At 41.9% G+C, this 22,309-nt stretch carries 19 protein-coding genes; 13 read left to right on the forward strand and 6 right to left on the reverse strand.

Annotated features, from left to right (window positions below; genetic code table 11):
* Nucleotides 1–6 precede the first annotated feature (6 nt).
* On the forward strand, nt 7–1,836 hold the full coding sequence (locus AC4HAF_RS01270) for an ImmA/IrrE family metallo-endopeptidase (RefSeq protein WP_491096348.1): 1,830 nt from the start codon (nt 7–9) through the stop codon (nt 1,834–1,836).
* Nucleotides 1,837–2,797: 961 nt separating this feature from the next.
* On the forward strand, nt 2,798–4,216 hold the full coding sequence (sufB, locus tag AC4HAF_RS01275; protein ID WP_491091802.1) for a Fe-S cluster assembly protein SufB: 1,419 nt from the start codon (nt 2,798–2,800) through the stop codon (nt 4,214–4,216).
* A gap of 95 nt (nt 4,217–4,311) precedes the next feature.
* Here the strand turns inward: sufB and AC4HAF_RS01280 are convergent, their stop codons facing one another.
* Complete coding sequence (locus tag AC4HAF_RS01280) at nt 4,312–6,600, reverse strand: Xaa-Pro dipeptidyl-peptidase (protein WP_491096349.1); 2,289 nt, start codon at nt 6,598–6,600, stop codon at nt 4,312–4,314.
* 113 nt (nt 6,601–6,713) lie between these two features.
* On the opposite strand from AC4HAF_RS01280, the gene gla reads away from it, so the two are divergent.
* The 3 genes from gla to AC4HAF_RS01295 all read left to right on the forward strand — a co-directional run bounded on the left by gla (nt 6,714) and on the right by AC4HAF_RS01295 (nt 9,542).
* On the forward strand, nt 6,714–7,583 hold the full coding sequence (gla, locus tag AC4HAF_RS01285) for an aquaglyceroporin Gla (RefSeq protein WP_491096350.1): 870 nt from the start codon (nt 6,714–6,716) through the stop codon (nt 7,581–7,583).
* Between the two features lie 262 nt (nt 7,584–7,845).
* Nucleotides 7,846–8,610: a CppA family protein gene (locus AC4HAF_RS01290; protein WP_491096351.1), complete on the forward strand. Its 765-nt coding sequence runs from the start codon at nt 7,846–7,848 to the stop codon at nt 8,608–8,610.
* On the forward strand, nt 8,607–9,542 hold the full coding sequence (locus AC4HAF_RS01295) for a serine hydrolase domain-containing protein (protein ID WP_491096352.1): 936 nt from the start codon (nt 8,607–8,609) through the stop codon (nt 9,540–9,542). Before AC4HAF_RS01290 ends, AC4HAF_RS01295 begins: the two co-directional genes overlap by 4 nt.
* Nucleotides 9,543–9,779: 237 nt before the next feature.
* Here the strand turns inward: AC4HAF_RS01295 and AC4HAF_RS01300 are convergent, their stop codons facing one another.
* Both AC4HAF_RS01300 and pflB read right to left on the reverse strand, forming a co-directional pair.
* Nucleotides 9,780–10,217: a GNAT family N-acetyltransferase gene (locus AC4HAF_RS01300; protein WP_491096353.1), complete on the reverse strand. Its 438-nt coding sequence runs from the start codon at nt 10,215–10,217 to the stop codon at nt 9,780–9,782.
* Between the two features lie 118 nt (nt 10,218–10,335).
* Nucleotides 10,336–12,669, reverse strand: a complete 2,334-nt coding sequence (pflB, locus tag AC4HAF_RS01305) for a formate C-acetyltransferase (RefSeq protein WP_491091807.1) — start codon at nt 12,667–12,669, stop codon at nt 10,336–10,338.
* Between the two features lie 221 nt (nt 12,670–12,890).
* Here pflB and AC4HAF_RS01310 point away from each other — a divergent pair, with 221 nt between their 5' ends.
* Complete coding sequence (locus tag AC4HAF_RS01310) at nt 12,891–13,550, forward strand: hypothetical protein (RefSeq protein WP_491091808.1); 660 nt, start codon at nt 12,891–12,893, stop codon at nt 13,548–13,550.
* A gap of 18 nt (nt 13,551–13,568) precedes the next feature.
* Nucleotides 13,569–14,675 (forward strand): DNA polymerase IV, encoded by a 1,107-nt coding sequence (dinB, locus tag AC4HAF_RS01315; RefSeq protein ID WP_491096354.1) that lies wholly within the window; start codon nt 13,569–13,571, stop codon nt 14,673–14,675.
* 167 nt (nt 14,676–14,842) lie between these two features.
* Here the strand turns inward: dinB and AC4HAF_RS01320 are convergent, their stop codons facing one another.
* Nucleotides 14,843–15,655: a Cof-type HAD-IIB family hydrolase gene (locus AC4HAF_RS01320; protein ID WP_491096355.1), complete on the reverse strand. Its 813-nt coding sequence runs from the start codon at nt 15,653–15,655 to the stop codon at nt 14,843–14,845.
* A gap of 580 nt (nt 15,656–16,235) precedes the next feature.
* Here AC4HAF_RS01320 and AC4HAF_RS01325 point away from each other — a divergent pair.
* From AC4HAF_RS01325 to lytR, 5 genes are all read left to right on the forward strand, one after another.
* Nucleotides 16,236–16,835 carry a DUF1361 domain-containing protein gene (locus tag AC4HAF_RS01325; RefSeq protein WP_491096356.1) on the forward strand — a complete coding sequence of 200 codons (600 nt, stop codon included), beginning with the start codon at nt 16,236–16,238 and terminating at the stop codon, nt 16,833–16,835.
* 72 nt (nt 16,836–16,907) lie between these two features.
* Nucleotides 16,908–18,338 carry an NCS2 family permease gene (locus AC4HAF_RS01330; RefSeq protein WP_491096357.1) on the forward strand — a complete coding sequence of 477 codons (1,431 nt, stop codon included), beginning with the start codon at nt 16,908–16,910 and terminating at the stop codon, nt 18,336–18,338.
* A gap of 192 nt (nt 18,339–18,530) precedes the next feature.
* Nucleotides 18,531–18,974: a tRNA (adenosine(37)-N6)-threonylcarbamoyltransferase complex ATPase subunit type 1 TsaE gene (gene tsaE / locus AC4HAF_RS01335; RefSeq protein WP_491096358.1), complete on the forward strand. Its 444-nt coding sequence runs from the start codon at nt 18,531–18,533 to the stop codon at nt 18,972–18,974.
* The gene (locus tag AC4HAF_RS01340; protein WP_491092276.1) at nt 18,967–19,488 is read left to right on the forward strand and encodes a GNAT family N-acetyltransferase; all 522 of its coding nucleotides are present in this window, start codon (nt 18,967–18,969) and stop codon (nt 19,486–19,488) included. The genes tsaE and AC4HAF_RS01340 overlap by 8 nt, the downstream gene beginning before the upstream one ends.
* 10 nt (nt 19,489–19,498) lie before the next feature.
* Nucleotides 19,499–20,743, forward strand: coding sequence for a glycopolymer--peptidoglycan transferase LytR (gene lytR, locus AC4HAF_RS01345; RefSeq protein ID WP_491096359.1), 1,245 nt, complete (start codon nt 19,499–19,501; stop codon nt 20,741–20,743).
* Between the two features lie 65 nt (nt 20,744–20,808).
* Here the strand turns inward: lytR and AC4HAF_RS01350 are convergent, their stop codons facing one another.
* The gene (locus AC4HAF_RS01350; RefSeq protein ID WP_491092278.1) at nt 20,809–21,102 is read right to left on the reverse strand and encodes a hypothetical protein; all 294 of its coding nucleotides are present in this window, start codon (nt 21,100–21,102) and stop codon (nt 20,809–20,811) included.
* A complete protein-coding gene (locus AC4HAF_RS01355) occupies nt 21,099–21,518 on the reverse strand; it encodes an HIT family protein (protein ID WP_491092279.1) in 420 nt (139 codons plus the stop codon). The genes AC4HAF_RS01350 and AC4HAF_RS01355 overlap by 4 nt, the downstream gene beginning before the upstream one ends.
* A gap of 64 nt (nt 21,519–21,582) precedes the next feature.
* Here AC4HAF_RS01355 and AC4HAF_RS01360 point away from each other — a divergent pair, with 64 nt between their 5' ends.
* Complete coding sequence (locus tag AC4HAF_RS01360) at nt 21,583–22,308, forward strand: ABC transporter ATP-binding protein (RefSeq protein WP_491096360.1); 726 nt, start codon at nt 21,583–21,585, stop codon at nt 22,306–22,308.
* Nucleotide 22,309 lies beyond the last annotated feature (1 nt).

Here is a 22,309-nt window from a genome sequence, read left to right on the forward strand (position 1 = left end):
GAAAATTTGATTTCTTTTAGTAAGTATATTGAGAAAACATTCTATAATGAAATCTATGAAGCAAGCGAGAATTACTTCTTAGACCATCTTGAAGATTTGGGAATCACTAATAATTATGATGGTGAGGTAGAAGTTATAGATGTTGAAGTTAGGAATGTCTATGCAGGTCACCGTGGTGACGGTGAAATTGATATAGATATTTTAACCAATGTTTATGCAACTATTTCTGAAACTACCTATTACCGTGAAGATGAGGTCGAAAAGAATCGTTGGCTTCGTGTCTCGTGCGCAGGAAAACCTGATGCAGGAATCAAAAACTTTAGAGTGACAAAAGTTGATGCTTACGAGAAAGGAACATTTAGTGCCTTCAAATATCCTCTTTCTGATAAACTGGTTCCATTCATTTGGAAAGATGATTTGGATAAGGTTGCTGAAGCAATGTTGAAAAAATATGAACCTAATGCCTTGTTGACTCCAACTAGAATTGAACCCGAAACCATAGTCAAACAGATGGGGCTGCAAATCAAGTACGAAACTATCACATCAGATAATTCGATTTTCGGACAAATCTATTTTCAAGATAATCTTGAAATTGGGATTCCAGCAGGGACAGTAGTCATTGAAAAAAAGTTATCCCAACTACGGAATGTTGGGGTTGTTAGAAATACGATTATTCACGAATGTGTTCACTGGGAATTGCACCGCTATGCTTTAGAGTTAGCACGAGCTGAGAAAGAAGAACTATCTGTTCTTTCCACTACCGAAGATATAAAAGAGGAAAACTCGTCCGATATGATTAGTTGGATGGAGTGGCATGCAGAATCCATAGCGCCCAAAATCTTGATGCCCAAAGAGATGTTCGTTCAAGAAGCAAGAGTGAGACAGCAAAGGCTCCTTGAGTTTAGTGAAACGCAAGATGAACTTGAAATTGTTGAGAAGTGGATTGATGAGCTAGCCTTGTTTTTTGGAGTGTCACGCCTATCTGCTAAAGTTCGGTTAGCAGAATGTGGTTTTGATTTAGTAAAGGGAACATTCATCTACCTAGATGATAAATATGTTCCAACTCATAAATGGAAAAACGGTTATTTAGAAGATACACAGACATTTTCAATAAATCTGATTCAGCTTGGTTTACAACTGTTATCCCAGCCAAATTTGAAAGAACGTGTTGATAAGGGTGAATTACTTTGTGTAGAGTCGCATCTCTGCATAAATGATGCGAAGTATATTTCTTATGACATTGCAGGTAATCCGTTTTTAACTCTTTATGCACGGCATCATATGGATGAGTGCTGTATAGTGTTTAATATTGTTCCAATAAACCGAACAGGAAATTCAACTGCCCTGACTCTGTTACTTAATCGAGATGCTGATTCTGATATTCAATTTACTATCAGCTATCCCAAGGATAAGAACGAATGGATTGAGCAAGTTGACGTTCACATAGGCGATACTCTTGAAATCATGTCCAAGCTCAATGGAATGAGCAGTTTTGCTCCTGCATTAGTTGAGGTGATGAAGTGGCGTGATGTTAGAAACCAGGAACTGGCTGACGCAAGTAATCTTGGTTTAAAGGCAATTTCTAACCTCAGAAATGGCAAAACTGAACCAAAACTTGAAAGTGTCATTGCTATTTGTGTAGGAATGAAATTGCCACCCATTGTTGGCAAAAAATTGGTTGAGCTATCGGGGAATGTGCTGAGAACAGGTAATCCAAAAGATATGCTCTATGAGTTCATACTCTGTGGAACAGCAAGTTTAGATGTGAATATGTGTAATACACTACTTGTCAATAAAGGATTCAAAGAACTTGTTCCGGATAGAAGTGCATTATAACTTAAAAGGATAACAAGGAACTCGCTGGTAAAGTTAAAAAATAGAAAAAGGCAGGTGCTCATACCTGCCTTTTGGATTCCTCTGCTTAATCGAAAAGATTTTATTATTTCGACTGTTTAGAGGAATGAGAATATTCAATTTGTACTTCAAAATGCTAGTAAGTGAGTGACCAAAAAGTGACCACTTTTAAAACTTTTAGTGCATTTTGTAAAATTGTGAGAATCTAAAACCTTTTTAAATCAATGTTTCTGACGATTACAAGACTTAAAGAATTGAACTAGGGGTCTTGCATATTCATCATAAGATTTTCTAGATTCCTTTCGTATCAAGGGGTTAGACCTTGTTTGTAAATTTTCGTTGCCTTATTTTGCCTTATTGTTAAAAATTTTCAAAGGCAGAAGCGATTTCTTGTAAGAAGAAGTACAGTGTTTATTATACCATGTTTGGGCAGTAACTTAAATCCCTAAATTTGTTTGGCTGCCTTGCGTGAAAGACAGTCAGTTTTATTGATTAGTCCTCCAAATCTAAAAGTGCTGTGCCGGCTGATTGGGAGTCGTTTGTCAGTTAGGCTTGGTATTTGGTTAATTTTGCAGGAATTCTAAGCTTATATCAGCTCTTTTAAAGCAGCACTGAGGAGGATATTATCGTCAAACAATTGCTTGAGTTTTATCTGGTGAAATTGATATGAGGCAGGGCATCGATTACGGCTGTAAGCATCAGACAGGCATTTCCTATGTGGATGAGGAGGATAAAGAAATATCCTAATCGCTGCCGCCATATTGATTAAAATTTAGCCAGGGCTCCTCTTGCTGATTCATACGTTAACTACTAAAAACTGCACTCCAATAACTTATGTATTCGACAGTATTATGCTGGTTTTAAAGAACAAAAAATGCTGTTCGAAAAATGGTAAAATATCAGAAATTTTAGTATATTAGATATATTAAAAGAAGGTGAACCAATGTCTGAAACAAAAACACAAGTAACTCCTAAGCCTATTGAGTTAGGTGATTATAAATTCGGCTTTCACGATGATATCGAGCCTATTATTTCAACCGGCAAAGGTGCAACAGAAGCTGCCGTGCGTGAACTTTCCCGAGCTAAAGGGGAGCCCGAATGGATGCTGAATTTCCGTCTTAAGGCTCTTGAAACTTTTCATAAGATGCCTATGCCGGACTGGGGACCGGATCTGTCGGAGCTTGATTTTGATGAGATTATTTACTACCAAAAGGCTTCCAAGCAGGCAGAACATTCTTGGGATGATGTTCCCGAAAAGATAAAAGAAACTTTTGATCGAATCGGAATTCCGGAAGCCGAGCGCAATTATTTGGCAGGTGCTGTTGTTCAGTATGAGTCAGAAGTTGTCTATCATAATATGAAAGATGAATATGACCGCCTGGGCATTATCTTTACAGATACGGATACGGCTCTCAGAGAATACCCGGATTTATTTAAGAAATATTTTGCTAAGTTAGTATCACCGGGGGATAATAAGCTGTCAGCTTTAAACGCGGCCTTTTGGTCAGGCGGCACCTTTATCTATGTTCCTAAAGGGGTCAAATGCGACATCCCCTTACAGACCTATTTTCGGATGAACCATGAAGAGACGGGGCAGTTTGAGCGGACCTTGATTATTGTTGATGAGGGAGCCAGTGTCCATTATGTTGAGGGGTGCACGGCGCCTATCTACTCGACGGCCAGCCTGCATGCTGCCATTGTTGAAGTCTATGCGCTTGAGGGTTCTTACATGCGCTATTCGACCATTCAAAACTGGTCGGATAATGTCTATAATTTGGTGACCAAGCGGGCAAGAGCTGATAAAAACGCTACAGTAGAGTGGATTGACGGCAATTTGGGTTCCCATACAACGATGAAGTATCCGTCTGTTATTTTAGATGGAGAAGGTGCGCGCGGGACTATGCTCTCAATTGCTTTTGCTAACGGCAAACAAGTTCAGGATACCGGCGGCAAGATGATTCACAATGCTCCGCACACCAGCTCCTCTATTGTTTCCAAGTCCATTTCTAAAGGAGGCGGCGAAGTCAATTATCGGGGGCAGGTGACCTTTGGCAAGGATTCCCGCAAGTCTGTCAGCCATATTGAATGTGATACCATCATCATGGATGAACTGTCTCGGTCTGACACAGTGCCTTTCAATGAAATTCACAATTCTCAGGTGGCCTTGGAACACGAGGCCAAGGTGTCCAAAATTTCTGAAGAGCAGCTTTATTATCTGATGAGCCGCGGCCTGACAGAAAGCCAAGCTACCGAAATGATTGTCATGGGCTTTGTTGAGCCCTTTACCAAAGAGCTTCCTATGGAATATGCGATTGAGCTTAACCGGCTTATTTCTTACGAAATGGAAGGCTCTGTCGGCTGATAAAAAAACACAAACAAAAAAAGCGGCAAGTCAGCTTTCGGTTAAAATCCGACTGCCGATTTGCCGCTTTTTGGCTGTTTTTCACTTGAAGATTTTTATGTTGCATCCGATGTATAGGGAATATCAAGTGATGAATTGGCCAAGTCCACCGTCAGAGCGTAGTTGCTGTTATCGCGGATGGTATGTTCAAAATCGGTGGTATAAAGAATCACTCTGAGAGTGTCTCCTTTTTTGAGCTGGTAAATACTTGCCTGCAGCTTAAAGGATACGGTCATCCATTCTCTGGGGATGATATCATCAATTTCTAAGAGGTCTGTTCGGTTTTGTAAATTGAGTACGGCCTTGCTAATTACCCGATAAGGTGTCTGTTTGTAAGGCAGTTCACGAAGAGCTTCGCAGGAGAAGTTCTGGCCGTTGTCAATACTGTTAAGCTCAAGAATTTCTGGCCGGTCAGAAAAACGTTTTTTCCGGCCGAAATCTAGCACTTGTGCGGAGAGGATGCCCTTGTTGCTGCTGGATTTGAGCTTGATGTTTAAAGTCATTTGGCCGTTAATGAGCAGGTTTTCTTGAATGGGCAGATCAACAGTAATTTCATTGGCTTTTTTGCTGAAGAGATCTGCCTTGAAACTGTGGTAGTCCTTGCTGTAGCGTTTAAAATCAGCAGAAGGATAGTGATTGTCAATCATCTGCTGATCGTTACCAAGAGGCAAATGTATGGTTTGCCTGCTGCCAAAATGGCTTAACTTTTTCCAGGCAGCAGACTGTGAATTGTCCTGCCAGATGACAGCCGGCAGCTGAAAATGATTGGAACAGCCCAGCAGCTCCTTGGTTAGGAGGGCATTCATGCTTTCTCGGAAGTCAATAGACTGCCAGTTATGCATATAAACGTGCTCACCATGGTGCAAAAAGGCATGTTTTTCGATATGAGAAGGCAGGGTATTAAAAATATCATAGACCTGATTGGGCTTGACATTCCAGTCCTGCAGGCCGTGTGTATAAACCACATGGGCTTTGATGCTGTGCGCATAGGGCAGGTAGTTGCGATCCTGCCAAAACTGGCTGTAGTCTCCGCTGATACGGTCTATTTCTTTTGACTGTTCATTGAGCATTTCCTGATAGCGGGAGTTATTTCTCAAATAATCGCCGGCTGTCAGATTGCGCGAATAAGTCAGTTCGGTGAGGACATCCAGATCTTCACCGGGATAGCCGCCGGGGCTGCAAACCAATCCATTTTCCCGATAATAACCGTACCAGGAAGAAATGGCAGACTCCGCAATAATAACCTTAAGCCCTTCAACGCCTGTTGTCGCGAGGCCGGTTGACATGGTTCCAAGATAAGATTTGCCTGTCGTTGCAACCAATCCGTTTGTCCAGTCAGCCATAACGAGCTTGTCACGCTTATGGCTGCTGTAGGCGGCTGCTCTGCCGTTTAACCAATCAATGACAGCTTTAAAGGATTCAACTTGGGCATAGTCACCACTGGTCATGAACCCATCGGAATCTTTAGTACCGACACCGGATACATAAATATTGGCAAAACCGCGGGCCAGAAGATAGTCATTGAGACTATAGCTGCTGATATGCGCAAAGCTTTCCTGAGCAGGATTTACTGGTAAGTCAGGAATGTTTGTTTCAAGAGGCTGAAAATTCTGTTCAGCAACCTTGATGTGACCGGCTTTCTTGACTGTCAGTTCCCCTTCCATTTGATGCAGTTTTTGATCTGATGTTTTCTCATTGACACCTTGATGGTAAGGGCTGGCTGTCATGATCACAGGAAGCGGCTCCTTGGTTTTAGGGCGGATAATATTAACCTTAATAAGATCTAACTTTTCGTCCTTATCGGTATCAATCGGTGCTTCAACATAAACAATTTCACGAATTACATCAGCGGTATCAAAGGTTGCTAAACTTTTGCCGTTGAAATAGTGATAGGTATTATTCGCAGCCAGAAAACCTTGGCTGATCAGCCGGTCGATAAGCGTCATGCCGTTTTTAGTGCGGGTTGCCAGCAGCTGATAGAGATTGAGCAGAAACTGGTTGGCGTCAAAAGTTATCGGGAAATTGATTTCTTTAACAAAGGATTTGCTGTCTGTGAAATCGACATAAGCGGTGAACTCTAACAGCTGCAGGGCAACCTGATAGAACACCTCATCTGTCAGCTCTCGGGAAGACTGCAAAAAAGCAGCCAAATCAGTCTTTCTGTCAGCAATCAGACCTTTGAAAACATCGTCTTTATCAGGATTTTGAAAATAAATCTGACTGATGAACTCAGCCAAGTTTTCCTTATTTGTTTGTTGAGTGTTTAGGTGAAATCCGAGTTCCTGCAGTTCTTTTTCTGCCTGAGCCTGTGATGTTTGAATGTAGCTGTATTGATTGTATTTCATATGACCCTTTCAAAGTAAACGTTTTTAATTTTCTAAGAGGCTTTACATTATCTATTATACTTGATAAAATGGTACATGTCTAAAAATTTTGAACTCGGAGGATTAAAAGACAAATGGATGTTACATGGACTGTGAAGTATATCACAGAATTTATTGGTACAGCTCTGCTTATTATTTTGGGGAATGGTGCCGTTGCAAATGTTGAATTAAAAGGAACAAAAGGTCATAAAAGCGGCTGGGTTATCATCACTTTAGGATATGGTTTTGGTGTTATGCTGCCCGCTTTGATGTTTGGTAATGTATCTGGTAACCATATTAACCCGGCTTTTACGCTCGGTCTTGCTGTCTCAGAACTTTTCCCATGGAAACAAGTCCTTCCTTATCTTTTGGCTCAGCTTTTGGGAGCTATTTTCGGTCAATTGGTTGTTGTGGCAACTCATGCGCCATACTACAGACAAACTGAAGATGCCAATGCTATTTTAGGAACTTTCTCAACGACATCAGCTGTTGATGATGATACAGCTGCAACTCAAAAAGCCTCATTGATTAATGGTTTCCTCAATGAGTTTGCCGGTTCATTTGTCCTTTTCTTCGGAGCGCTGGCTCTTACTAAAAACTATTTCGGCGGTGAAATTGTTCAGCAGCTGAACACAATGGGAACAGATGTGACATCATCAGCATTTAAATTCTCTCAAGTCGGTCTGACTGTCGGTGCTAATATTAATTCAGGTTTGGCAGTTGCTCACTTAGGTTTAGGTTTCCTTGTGATGGCTCTTGTAGCAGCTTTAGGAGGACCTACCGGCCCTGCCCTTAACCCCGCTCGTGACTTAGGTCCGCGTCTTTTGCACCATTTCTTGCCAAAATCAGTTCTTGGTGAATCAAAAGGTGATTCAAAATGGTGGTATGCATGGGTTCCGGTCTGTGCACCGATTCTTGCCGCTATCGCAGGTGTAGCTTTATTTAAATATTTATACTTGAAATAAGCTCTGAAAGCCGGGACATTTAGAAATCCCGGCTTTTTCTTTTTGCCGAATAAAGCAGCTGTTGCAGCAGACATAGCTGAAATTGGTAAACTCTTGTCAGTCTTACTGAAAAACAGCAATCTGCTTTGGCTGTCAATACAAATGGCAGCAGAGAAGCAGAGTTTTACTGTTTTCTGGCGGAAAAATACTTGTCAGAGCGCATAATTTCTTGTCAAAATCTTATATTTTGTCTAAAATGGAAGTGTTAAGGGAGGATAGGATAATGAGCTTATTTGGACAGATGGATTTTCACTCGCCGGTCTTGCGGGTTAATAACCGCGATAAAAATATTGAATTTTATCAAAAGACCCTAGGGTTTAAACTCTTTTCTGAAGAAAATACACTGGCAATCTTTACGGATTGGTCGCAGGCTAAGAGCCATTTTGTTATTGAAGAGTCACCTGCTGTGAGGACAAGAACGGTTAATGGCTTGAAAAAGCTGCAAAAGATGATTATCAAGGCTGACAAGGCAGATGAAATAGCGGCTTTATTGGCAAACGGAGCTGAGGCAACTAAAATTTTAAGAGGAGAAAAAGGTTATGCTTTTGAAGCCGTATCACCTGAAAACGATCTTTTCCTGCTCCATGCTGAAGATGATTTGACTACTCTCAAAGAAGTAAAAGAAACAAAAGAAGATCTCAGGGCGCAGGAGGGCTTTAAAGGACTGTCTTCTTACAGGGTGGAAAAACTGATCTTAAATGTTTCTGATAAAGATAAATCACAGGATTTCTACCGAGGTCTGTTCCAAAATCAATTTCCGCTGTCTGTAGATTTTGTTGAAGGACAGGGAGATGATTTGGAGACGGCTCCGCATGTTGCCTGGGATCTGGAAATCTTAGAAGTCAGAGTAGCTCCAGACTATGATTTAGCAGCTCTGAAAGCTTATCTTGAAGAGAAGGGACAGGAAGTCTACTTGGATAAAAAAGAAAAGGTCCTGGTTTTATCGGATCCCAGCCGCATTGAAATTTGGTTTCGAAAATTATCATGAGCCATCAAAAGATACTAAGCAAGATTCATGAGCAAATCAGTCAGCATATCTATTTAGGGGCTAGTCTCGCGCTCTATGAAAAAGGCGGCTGGCAGGAGTTTTACTTGGGAGAGACGGTTCCTGAAGAGGAGACAAGGCCTGATCTTGTCTATGATTTAGCCAGTGTTTCCAAGGTTGTCGGTGTTGGGACACTTTGTCTTTTCATGCTAAACAGCGGTGCTTTAGAACTGGATCAGTCTCTGCAGTTTTACTATCCGGCCTTTCATGACAGGTCGCTCACTCTGCGTCAGCTTTTGACGCATACGAGCGGTATTGACCCCTACATTCCCAATCGTAACAGTCTGTCTGCTGATCAGCTGACAGAGGCTATTAACCATATCACGGTAACAAAGGACAAGTCCTTTAAATATACAGATATCAACTTTATTTTACTTGGTTTTATGCTGGAAGAGCTGACCGGTCAGTCCTTGGATATCCTGTTTGATAAGGAAATTTTTGAACCTTGGCAAATGAGCAAAACGATGTTTGGGCCGCTTGATTCAGCGGTTCCGACAGTCAGAGGGACTGCATCAGGAAGGGTTCATGATCCCAAGGCCCAGATTTTAGGCGTTCATACCGGTTCAGCCGGGCTGTTTTCAACACTTAGAGATTTGGAAATTTTTGCCAGTCATTACCTGAAGGATAATTTTGCACAAAAACTAACTCAAAACTATTCTCTTGCGGCTAAAGAGCGCAGTCTGGCATGGGATTTGGACGGAGAGTGGCTTTTGCATACAGGCTATACAGGAACTTTTATTCTTATCAATATTCCCAAGCAGTGCGCAGCGATTTTTCTGAGCAATCGAACCTATGAAAAAGATGAACGTGCTCAGTGGATATTGGACCGCAATGAACTGATAGCTCTGATTGAGCAGGAACTGGTAAAATCATAAAAACTGCTGCTGTGCCAAAGTATTTGCGCGCATTATTTGTCTGTGCAGAACAGCCCCGGCCGACTGTTGTAACAGCAGAAGCGCTCCATTGCTTGCAAAAAGTGAGCCTGAGATTATGAATCTCAGGCTCTTTTTATATATGACTTTAATCAGCTTTGCTCTGTGAATGAGAAGCAAGGGAAAACATAGTCCGCTCTGCTAGGCAGCTGTCTTTTTTATCCGGCCGTTCACATGGCATTACAGCGTTTTTTTAACAGTGATATGCTCAATACCAGCCTCTAAAAATTGCTCACCTACTGGCAGATAACCACTTTTCGCATAGAAACCATAGGCGGCCATCTGAGCATGAAGGGTAATTTTTTTAAATCCTTGATCTTTGGCAAATGTTTCTGCTGCCTGCAGAACTTTACTGCCTAAACCAAGTCCCTGATGGGTCTTAAGGACAGCCATGCGCTGCAAGGTCACAAAATCTTTTTGCTCATCAGGCAGAAGCCGGCAGGTGGCAAGAGGGCTGTCCTGATCATCATAAAGGACAAAATGAATACAGTAGGCTTCGTTTTTATCAATTTCAATAGACAAAGGGACGCCCTGCCCTTGAACGAAGATAAGATTTCTGATTTTAACGGCATCAAGATAGGTAGTTGATAAGGTATCGCGTGTTTGTTTGATTTTCATACGTTTGTTGGTATTTTTTCTTAATATAGTTAGAAATAAAATATGATTTTTAAATCATAATCACAAAAAACGAGCTTGAGATTATTTTATCTCAAACTCGTTTGCTAGCTTCAAAAGATTAAGCTTTTTGACCTGTGAGAGCTTCAGCAGCATCGTCCATTGAAAGGACTTCGTGGAAGACACGCTGTGTCAATTCAGTCTTTTGTTCTGGTGTAAGGTATTTAGTGTTTACACAGTAACCAGAGATACGAACGATAACATCTTCACCACTCATGATCTTATCATAAACATCTTTGAGGCTCATAACATTCAAGTTAACGTGTTGACCGCCGTTTTCGAAGTAACCGTCAAGGATAGTTACCAGGTTATCAACTTGTTCGTCAAATGTTTTACCAAGTGCCTTAGGTGAAACTTGTGTTGTCAGTGAAATACCATCAGCTGCATAAGCAAAGTCAAGGCTTGCAAGAGAGTTGAGGTTTTGCAGCCATCCGCCGCGAGCTTTGTTAGATGGGTTTGCACCTGGTGAGAAGAATTCAAGTTTAGACAAGTTTACGCTGCCATCTTCGTTGAGGTAGACACCCTTGTGAACTGGTGAGTTACCAGTTTGTTTAGAGTAAGCAACATTTGAAGTGATGGTAAGAAGTGATACAGTAGCTTCAGCGTTCTTGTAAAGTTTGTGGCTGCGAAGACGAGTCGTATAAGCTTCAATCAGCCATTCTGCCAATTCGTTTGAACGAGGATCATCTTCACCCCAGCGTGGGTATTCACCGGTTGTTTCATAATCGTAGATGTAGCCATCTTCGTCACGGATTGGTTTAACAGTAGCATATTTGATAGCAGCCAATGTGTCAACAGTGTTTGCGAAACCACAGATACCAAATCCCATGTTAGCGCGTTGTTTAGTTGGCAAGAAGGCCATTTGAACAGCTTCATAGTTGTACTTATCAGTCATGTAGTGGATGATGTTCAAAGCATCTACATAAGTTGAAGTCAGCCAGTCAAGAGATTTTTCAAAGTTAGCTTTAACAGTGTCAAAGTCAAGAACATCATCACGGACAGGGTCGATATCGAATACCTTGTAGTCTTTGTGAACATCGTCGTAACCGCCGTTAAGACCTGTAAGAAGAGCTTTAAGAACGTTTACACGAGCACCGAAGTATTGGATGTTGTGACGTTGTTCTTCATTTTCTGGGTCAAGCGGTGATACACAGCATGAGATACAGCTCATTTCGCCATAACCATCTTTAGCCATTGTTGTCACACCTTCATATTGAATAGAAGAGTGTTTGTGGCTCATTACCATACAGTAGCGGCGGAATGAGTAAGGCAGTTTGTCAGTCCAAAGGACTGTCAAGTTTGGTTCTGGAGCATTACCGATATTGTCAAGAGTGTTCAAGAAACGGTAGTCCATCTTAGTAACACGGTGACGTCCGTCAGCACCCATACCAGCCATAGAAGTTGTGATGAATGTTGGGTCACCTGAGTAAAGTTCGTCATAAGCTTTAGTACGAGCGAATTTCACGGTACGAAGTTTCATAACGAAGTCATCTACAAATTCTTGAATTTCACTTTCGGTGAATGTTCCGCGGGCCAGGTCACGTTCTGCAAAGATGTCAAGAACGATTGGCACACGTCCAAGAGATGTAGCAGCACCGTTGATGACACGGCAGACAGCCATAAATGCAATGTTAACCCATTGGATAGCTTCTTTAACGTTCATGGCAGGTTTGCGAACATCAACGCCGTAAAGGTCACCCAATTTAACAACTTCACCAAGTGCTTGGTATTGAAGGTTAACTTCTTCACGAAGACGGATAGATTCTTCATCAATTTCAGTGATAGCATTCCAGTCGTTTACTTTTTCCTGCATCAGGTAATCAGCACCGTAGAGAGCAAGACGTGCATAAACACCAATGATACGTCCGCGTGAATAAGCATCTGGAAGACCAGTTACTGTGTGAGCGTGACGTGCACGGCGAATGTTAGAAGTGTAAGCGCGGAAAATACCATCGTTAACAGTTGTAACATACTTAGTGAAGATTTCATGAACAGCCGGATCTGGTTCATAGCCATGTTCTTTCAAGGCAGTTTCAGCCATGCGGATTCCGCCTTTTGGCATGAAGTTCAATTTGAAAAGTTCATCGTTTTGGATACCGTAAATCAACTCATCTTCTTTTGAGATGTAGCCGGCAGGAATGTCAGCAATTGATGTTGGGCGAGTGTCCATTGGGAAACGGCCAGCTTCTTCATATTTAGCCTTAGTTTCTTCTACAATTTTTTTGATTTTCAAAGAACGTTCAGTCGGTCCTGCCAGAAAGCTTTCGTCACCGTCATAAGGTGTGTAGTTAGCCTGTACAAAGCGGGCAATGCTTGCTTTTTCTTTCCAGTCAGTTCCTTTAAAGCCTTCCCAAGCTTTTTCAAAAACGTCAGTGTTAGTTTTAACAGTTGCCATAGTTAAATAACCTCTTTTTTCTAGTAACAGTGCATCTGTTACATTTTTCAGTTACATTCTATCATACAGTAACCGTTTTCACAACTAAAAAGCTTTAGATGTAAACAGTTTCTTTTATAATACAGTTTATTAAAAGAAGCTTAACTGTATTATAAATGGCAAAAACCAGTCAAAAAGAGTATAATGAAAATAGACTTATAAAAGGTTTAAGGAGACTTGCCATGAAAGACAGCGGACGTGTCACAGGTTTTAATTTTTTATGGCTGGCCTTGTATGCGGCAGCTGCTTTCTTATTTGAAGTTTTGCTGGCACTGGCTGAGGAGCTTTTGGGAATATCACTCGGCCAGGCAAGCCCTTTTCAGATGATTGTTCACTGGATTATCACCAGTTTGGCCTGGCTGGTTTTGGGGTTTGCCATCATTGCTTTGGGCAGAAAGCAAACGGGTTTTGAACTGTTAAAAGGCAGTACCAAAAAAGTTTCTGCTTGGCAGTGGCTGGCAGTTGTCCTGAGCTTTGTTTTGATCACACTTATTCAATATTGGGACTGGAAAGGTTTCAAAATCTTCATTGAATTTCAGCATCTGGGCTGGCTGAAATTTGTATTTCAGTACCTGTATTATGCTGCTGAGAGCTTTTTGATTTCTCTGGTACTGGTTTTTGGGCAGAAGGCTTTTGAAACCTGGTTTAAAAATGATAAAATTCCCTATGGAGGCATTTTGCTGGGTTTGACTTGGGGCTTAATGCATATTTTTTCGAAAGGCAGTGTTTGGACAGGAATTTTAACCTGTCTGGCCGGTTTTTTATTCGGCAGTGTCTACCTTTTAGTCAATAAAGATTATAAGAAAACCTTGATTATAGTAACTTGTTTGTTTATGCTTTAAGCTACTGAAGGAGGTCTGATGTTAATTTTCCCGCTGATTAACGATACATCGCGAAAAATCATTCATATTGATATGGATGCTTTTTTTGCTGCGGTAGAAGAGCGGGATAACCCCAAACTGCGGGGGAAGCCGTTAGTTATCGGTGCTGATCCCCGTCAGACAGGCGGCCGCGGTGTGGTTTCGACCTGCAATTATGAAGCGCGAAAATTCGGTATACACTCAGCCATGTCTTCTAAAGAAGCCTATGAACGCTGTCCGCAGGCTGTTTTTATCAGGGGAAATCATGCCAAATACCGTGAAATCGGCATGCAGATTCGGGAAATTTTCAAACGTTATACCGATTTGGTAGAACCGATGAGTATTGATGAGGCCTATTTGGACGTCACAGAAAATAAACTGCACTTGAAATCAGCTGTTAAAATTGCCAAATTGATTCAGCACGATATCTGGAAGGAGCTGCACTTGACTTGTTCAGCCGGTGTTTCTTATAATAAATTTTTAGCTAAATTGGCCAGCGATTATGACAAGCCACGGGGGTTAACGGTTATTTTGCCTGAAGAGGCGGAGGCTTTTTTAGCCGACCTGCCTATTGAAAAATTTTACGGCGTGGGCAAAAAATCGGTTGAGAAACTTCATGAGCTCAATGTATTTACCGGCAAAGACCTGCAGCAAATACCAGAAATGACCCTGATTGATCTTTTCGGCCGTTTTGGCTTTGATCTCTACCGAAAAGCACGCGGCATCAGCAATTCACCAGTCAAAAATAACCGTATCCGAAAGTCTATAGGCAGTGAAAGAACTTACGGCAAGCTGCTTTACAGCGATGAGGATATCAAAGCAGAACTTTCAAAAAATGCACGGCGGGTGGCTGACAGCTTAGTAAAAAATGAGCGAAAAGGCAAGATTATTGTCATCAAAGTTCGCTATTCGGATTTTTCGACACTGACGAAGCGCAAAACACTGGATTTTCCAACACAGGACTTTGAGGTGATTGAGCAACAGGCCCATCAGATTTTTGACAGCCTTGATGAAAACAACTCCGGTGTCCGGCTGCTGGGTGTCACAGTAGCCGCCTTGGAAGACAGTAATCAGGAGGAGCTTTCTCTAACTGCAGATGATTTTTAAGAGCCGCTCATTCTAAAATTAAGTGCAATGATTTTAGCAGTGCTAAGAATCAAAGGTCTGCCAGTAAATATAATCGCAGCCCGGCTTTTGCACTGGGCAGCCTCTTTTTTAAATGTTTAAAAGATAAGAAAAAACCTGAGAAACAATTCGTCTCAGGTTTTTAGGTTTTACAGCAAAAGTTTTTCCAGTTCTTTAGCCACACCGTCGTGATCATTGTCAAACTGTGTCATCTTATCGGCATAAGGCAGCAGGATTTGATTGGCATTCTTCATGGCGTAGCCAACCGACGCGAATTCCAGCATCTGAGTGTCATTGTGTTCATCACCAAAAGCAATTAGATCTTCTTTGGAGAGGCTGAGTGTTTTTAGCAGGTGCTTAAGGGCATAAGCTTTGTTGACGCCTTTGGGGGAGAACTCCAGAATATTCATAGGGCCGCCCCAGCTGCTGATTTCCATTTCATGGTTGAAATGTTTAAGCATGTCATCGGCTAAGGCATACTTATCAGCTGCCCTTGTCTGCATGAGCAGGGCGTGGGGGTCGCGGGTAATTTTTTCCGGTTTCAGCTGCATCTTATCTGTCAGCTTTTTAACCCCAAATATTTCTGGTTTGATGGCCTGGCGGTGATTGAAGGTCAGGTAAAATTTTTTGCGGTATTCACTGGCAATAAAATCGGCTTCAAACGCTTTTTCATTTTTTAAAACCTCAAAAAGGTATTTACGTTCGATTTTAACTCTATGTTCACCAGCCCATTTTTGTTCAGGAATATGCGTCAGAGCGCCGTTAAAATTAATCATTGGTGTCTTTAAACCAAGAATTTTGTAAAATTCTAAGGCCATACGGTAAGGCCGTCCGGTTGAGATAATAACCAGATGTCCCTGCTCCTGGATTTTTTGAATAACGGCAACCGTGTAGTCTGAAATGGTTCCGTCACTTTTAAGAAGTGTTCCGTCTAAATCAATAGCGATCATTTTTTTAGTCATAGGGTCATTATAGCAGAAAATAAACAGGATAAGCAAGCAAAGGTCTATATGATTTTTACGGAAAATAAGAATATGATATAATTTATTGACTGTAGGCAAACCTCCGCTTGCTTACCTTGATGAGCAAAAAGAATCTGCAGACTGTCATATGAATTTAAGTTTTCATGAGTGCAAGTAAGCTGAGGATGCTTCCGCCGTGATGAAAGTGTCAGAATTGGGGTATGCAAGCTGAGTCTGACACTCGGAAACTTTGAGACTAATTGAACACGGGCTTTCGGATTGTGGCAAAAAGATGAGCCCGCCTAGAATCTTAACGATTCCGCGTCGCACGCCCTACTTTGCCTTTATCCGCAGGCACCTTTTGTATCTTGAACTTAGGCATGGAATTCCTTAGGAAGCCGCTGCGACGATTGCCGTTAGAAATCGATACTATTTCTAATGGCAATCTAATGCAAAACCTAGTCAGGAGCTATAGCCTTGGCGTTTGGTTTTGCCGTCCGACATCACCTAAGGAAATATCAAAGAAAAGAGATTTTTTCTTCAAACTGAATATTTACTTTTAACAATTGAGGAGACTAATATGAAACATAAGCTGCTGATCAGCCATTTTTTCTTTTTTATCATTTCTTTGGCTGTTGTCTACTTTAAAATAGAAGAAAGATATCTGATTTGGAACATGTTTTTGGCCCTGTTGGCTCTGGATTTCAGCTTTTGCTTAAATCGTTTTAAAAATCCTTTTTTGAGCCTGCTTTTTGGCCTGCTCTGGTTTTTCTTCTATCCCAATACCTTTTACATGCTGACAGATATAGTACATATGGATTTTGCAACCACTGTTTTCAGTGATTCAGGGAGCTTAATCCTTTATTTCCTTTTTATAGGCAGTATTTTATTTGGCGTTTTGTGCGGTGCTGAAAGTGTCAATCAGGTTTTCAGACGTTTTGCCGTCAAGGATTTTTATGTTAAAACGGTGCTTATGCTGCTGCTTTCTTTTGTGTCCGGCTTAGCGATTCATCTGGGACGCTATGCCAGACTAAACTCATGGGATACGGTTCTTAGGCCAGCGCTTGTCATTGATGAGCTGACCAAGCTCTTATCACCCGATGCCCTGCCTTTTATTTTGGGCTTTACCTTCCTGCAAATGATGGTTCTGCTTTTTATCAATCAGGACAATATGAAATAAAAGCCTTGAAGAGAGCCGAATCTTTAGCTATAATAGACCTATCGTTCATAAAAAGGAGATCCTGATTTTAAAATGGAAAAGTTTTTTAAACTGAAAGAAAACAAAACCACTGTCCGTACGGAAGTACTGGCTGGTTTCACTACTTTTTTTGCTATGAGTTACATCTTATTTGTTAACCCATCTATTTTGAGCCAGACGGGAATGCCTTCACAAGGAGTGTTTCTGGCTACTATCATCGGCTCCATTGCCGGAACCTTGATGATGGGGCTCTATGCTAATATTCCTTACGCGATGGCACCGGGGATGGGGCTCAATGCCTTCTTTACTTATACGGTTGTCTTTTCCTTGGGTTACACGTGGCAGGAAGCCTTGGCCATGGTCTTTATCTGCGGGATTATCTCGATTATCATCACTCTGACCAGAGTTCGGCGAATGATTATTGATGAAATTCCCGACAGTCTGAAAAAAGCCATCAGTGCCGGTATTGGTGTTTTCTTAACTTACATCGGTTTAAAAAATGCCGGTTTATTAAGCTTTGCCATTGATCCCGGAACCTATACGGTTTCCGGCAAAGGCGCTGCCAAAGGTTTAGCTTCTATTACGGCCAATTCATCAGCAACACCATCGCTGGTCAACTTTAACAATCCTGCGGTTGTCGTTGCTGTTATCGGGATTATTATAACAGCCTTTTTCATTATTAAAAACATCAAGGGCGGCGTTATCCTGTCTATTATTATTACGACTGTCATCGCTATTTTGGCCGGACTTGTTGATTTATCCGCAATTGACTTTTCAGCCAATAATCCGGCGGCTGCCGTTAAGGATTTGGGAACTATCTTTGGAGCAGCTCTTGGAAGTGAGGGCTTAGGAGCTCTGTTTTCTGATGCCGGACGTATTCCCGAAGTTTTGATGACCATTTTGGCCTTTGCTCTGACGGATATCTTTGATAATGTCGGTACGCTTATCGGTACCGGTGCCAAAGCAGGCATCTTTGATGTAACGGATGAGTCCCAGTCAAATGGTCTGAAAAACAAAATGGATAAGGCTCTGTTTTCAGATATGGTAGGGACCACCGTCGGTGCCATTGCCGGAACATCAAATGTTACAACTTTTGTTGAATCTGCAGCGGGTATCGGTGCCGGAGGCCGTACAGGTCTGACAGCAGTTGTAGTGGCAGCCCTTTTTGCTGTTTCAAGTTTCTTCAGTCCTTTGCTTGCTATTGTTCCGACACAGGCAACAGCAGCCGTGCTTTTGATTGTGGGGATTATGATGCTGTCAAGTCTTAAAGACATTGAATGGTCTGATATGAGCGAAGCAATTCCAGCTTTTTTCGCGACGATTTTCATGGGTCTGGCTTACAGCATTACTCAAGGAATTGCAACCGGCTTTCTCTTCTATACATTTTCAAAAGTCATTAAAAAGGAAGCTAACGATATCCATCCGATTATTTGGATTCTTGATTTTCTTTTCATTTTGAACTTTATCAGTCTGGCAATCTTATAATCAGTTTAAAACAGGCAGTTAGGTCAGCTTGGAATATTTATTTTTTATATCAATAGAAGGAACAGGACTCTGGCGCTGACTTGGCGGAGCCTTGTCCTTCTTTTTTTGATGCTGTTTGAGCTAATCGGCGAAATCTTTCTTCTTTTTCGGAAAATAGTTGGAAGAGGTAAAACATTTTGATATAATATGTCTATGTTTTACAGCCAAGATGAAAATCAGCTTCTGGCTTTTGGTGAAAAAATCGGTCAAAAGCTTAAAGCTCAGGACGTTCTTATTTTGACAGGTGATTTAGGAGCAGGAAAAACGACTCTTACAAAGGGAATTGCCAAGGGTTTGGGTATAAAACAGATGGTTAAAAGCCCCACCTATACAATTGTCCGTGAATATGAAGGCCGCCTTCCGCTTTATCACTTGGATGTCTATCGTATCGGCGATGACCCTGATTCTATTGATTTAGATGATTTTCTTTTTGGCGACGGCGTGACTGTCATTGAATGGGGAGAATTTCTGGATGCCGCTCTTTTTGACGATTATTTGACCGTTCGGTTAGATAAGTTAGCAGAGGGCAGGCAGCTGACCTTTATTCCGCATGGGTCACGCAGTCAAGAATTAGCAGAGGAACTTGATCATGACTGAGCAAGAGGTTATTGTTCGCGAGGTGCTGCCTGAGGATGCAGCAAGTTTGTCAGCAGCCCTGAAACAGCTGACAAGAGAGACTGATTTTATTACGCAGGATGAGGACAGCCCTCATATGAATGCCCAGGAAATGCTTGAGTTTATAGAGCAGAAAGCACAATCCTTCAATGAAATCTGTCTGGTCGCTAAGATTGCAGACAGTGTCGTAGGCGTTTTGATGGTCTCAGCTCACGGACACACCCGTATCAATCATATCGGGGAAGTTTTTCTGGCAGTTTTAAAAGACTATTGGGGTTATGGCATAGGCCAGATCCTGATGGAAGCAGCACTGGACTGGGCGAAACACAGCGCTGTCATCCGAAAACTGGAGTTAACTGTTCAGCGGCGCAATGCCAAGGCTGTACATATTTATGAAAAGTTTGGTTTTGAAATTGAAGGCATCAAGAAACGTGGTGCAAAAACAAAAGATGGAGAATTTCTTGATGTTTACCTGATGGGAAAACTGATAGATTAACAAAAAACAGATGAAAATTGGTAAAAAAATTTTAATCATGCTTGTCACCATAGTTCTTACAAGCTTTCTGGCCTTGGGAGTTTATGCGACAAGTATCTATAATTTTTCTTTGGGAGAATTCTCAAAGACGTTTAAGGACTACGGGACAGGGTCAGGGAAAGATGTCATTGCTGACGAAAAACCGTTCAGTATCCTGCTGATGGGAGTAGATACCGGCTCAGCCGAAAGAACTTCCAAATGGGAGGGCAACAGTGATTCTATGATTTTGGTAACTGTTAATCCAAAGACGAAAAAGACAACTATGACCAGTTTGGAACGCGATATTTTGATTAAACTGTCCGGACCTAAAAATAACGATCAAACGGGCTATGATGCCAAGCTGAACGCAGCCTATGCTGCCGGCGGAGCTAAGATGGCAATCATGACTGTTCAGGATATGCTTGACATTACGATTGACAAGTATGTTCAGATTAACATGAAAGGTCTGGTACAGCTGGTAGACGCTGTCGGCGGTATCACAGTGACCAATCATTTTGATTTTCCTATCTCTATAGAAGATCATGAACCTGAGTTTACGGCGTCTGTAGAGCCCGGCCGCCATAAGATTAACGGTGAGCAGGCTCTGGTTTATTCCCGCATGCGCTACGATGATCCGGACGGCGATTATGGCCGGCAAAAGCGCCAGCGTGAAGTTATCAGCAAGGTCCTGAAAAAGATTTTGGCCTTGGACAGTGTCAGCAAATACCGTAAAATCCTGTCTGCTGTCAGCAAGAATATGCAGACTAATATCAAAATTTCCAGCTCTACTATTCCTGATCTTCTGGGCTACAGCGATGCTCTTAAAAATGTTAAAACCTATCAGCTTAAAGGAGAATCAGCTACTATTGACGGCGGTTCTTATCAGCTGGTGACAGCCAAAGAAATGCTCAAAGTGCAAAATCGGATTAAGAAGGAGCTGGGACGAAAAAAATCTACTGCGGAAAACCTGAAAACAACAGCCAGTCTCTACGAAAATCTCTATGGCGATACCAGTGTCTATGACAGTGAGTCAAGCACTTCGGATGCCGGCAGCAGTGATTATTCAGATTCAAGCGGCTACTCTGATTACGGATCCGGCTCAGCTTATGGTTACAGTTCAGACTCAGGTGTCAACTCCGGCTATAGTTCGGGCAGCGCATCTGATTCAGGTGCTTATTCTAATCAGGGCGGTTATTACAATCAAGGGAATTACCAGCAGCCTGCTTCTGGTTATTAAGCAGCAAAAAAAGAGAGGTAAGTCTATCACAGTGCTTGCCTCTCTTGTTTTATGCTGTGAGCCAATTAATCTTTCTGACTGTATTTTTGAGCTGTTTTCTTAATTTCTGCCAAGTGAGACTGGCTTTCTTCCTGAAGAACTCGCAATTTATACGTCAGCTCTTGGCTGATGGCAGCCAGCTGTTCTTTTTGCTGATTGATGGTGAGCAAATTGTTTTTAATATTGTCAGCATCAGCCTTTGCCTGATCCAGATGCTGCTTGGATTCTGTCAGCGAAGTTTTGATGGAATCTCGCTTTTGATAGAGCCGGTAAAGGCCGGCTCCAAGAATACTTGAGATGATGAAAGTTTTTGTTTTCATGCCTCAATCTCCTTATGAATTTTTTCCGCTAACTGAGCAAGGGCAGGAAAGTCAGGTTCGTGTTCGACAAAGTGGATGGCAAATTCATCTGAGCCGGCAAAGCGGGGGACCAGGTGCACATGGGCGTGAAAAACGGTCTGTCCGGCTGCTTCTTCATTGTTGTTAACGATATTAAGTCCATCGGCCTCAGTTGCTTTTTTGAGGGCACGGGCAATTTTTGGAATCTTGGCAAACAGCTTGGCTGCGCTTTTTTCATCCATAGCAAGCGCATTGCGGACATGCTCTTTAGGCACAACCAGCGTATGGCCTGGGGTAGCTTGGGAAATATCAAGAAAGGCTAAAACATCGTCATCTTCATAGATTTTTGATGAAGGGATGTCACCTGCTATAATCTTGCAAAAAATACAATTGTCCATTAAAAATCACCTTCTTAGCTTGTTTTTGTTATAATATAGTATATCAAAGTTAGAAAGAAACGTCATGTTAAAAATCGAAAATCTGACAGGCGGTTATGTCAATATCCCTGTCCTAAAAAATATCAGTTTCCAAGTGGCAGACGGTGAGTTAGTAGGTCTTATCGGACTCAATGGGGCCGGTAAGTCAACAACGATCAATGAGATTATCGGTCTGTTGACCCCCTATGAAGGAAAGATCAGTATTGACGGTTTGACCCTGTCTGATCAAGAAGAGGCTTATCGCAAGAAAATCGGTTTTATTCCTGAAACCCCCAGTCTTTATGAGGAACTGACTCTGAAAGAGCACCTTGAGACGATAGCCATGGCTTATGATATCGAACAAAAAGAAACGATGAACCGTGCCCATAAGCTTTTGGAGCTGTTCAGGCTGGAAGATAAGCTCGATTGGTTTCCCAGTCATTTTTCTAAGGGCATGAAGCAAAAGGTGATGATTATCTGTGCTTTTATTGTTGATCCCAGCCTTTTTATTGTTGATGAGCCTTTTTTAGGACTGGATCCTGTGGCTATCTCAGATTTGACAGAGCTTTTAGCGGCTGAAAAGGCAAAAGGGAAGTCTATTTTGATGTCCACACATGTCCTTGATTCGGCAGAAAAAATGTGCGACCGCTTTGTTATTTTGCATGCCGGACAGATAAGAGCTCAGGGCAATTTGGAAGAGCTGCGGGCAGCTTTTGGCAGCCCTAAAGCCAGTCTTAATGATATTTATATGGCTTTAACAAAAGAGGATTGAC

It is taken from the genome of Streptococcus sp. ELY_90 (genome assembly GCF_058314475.1).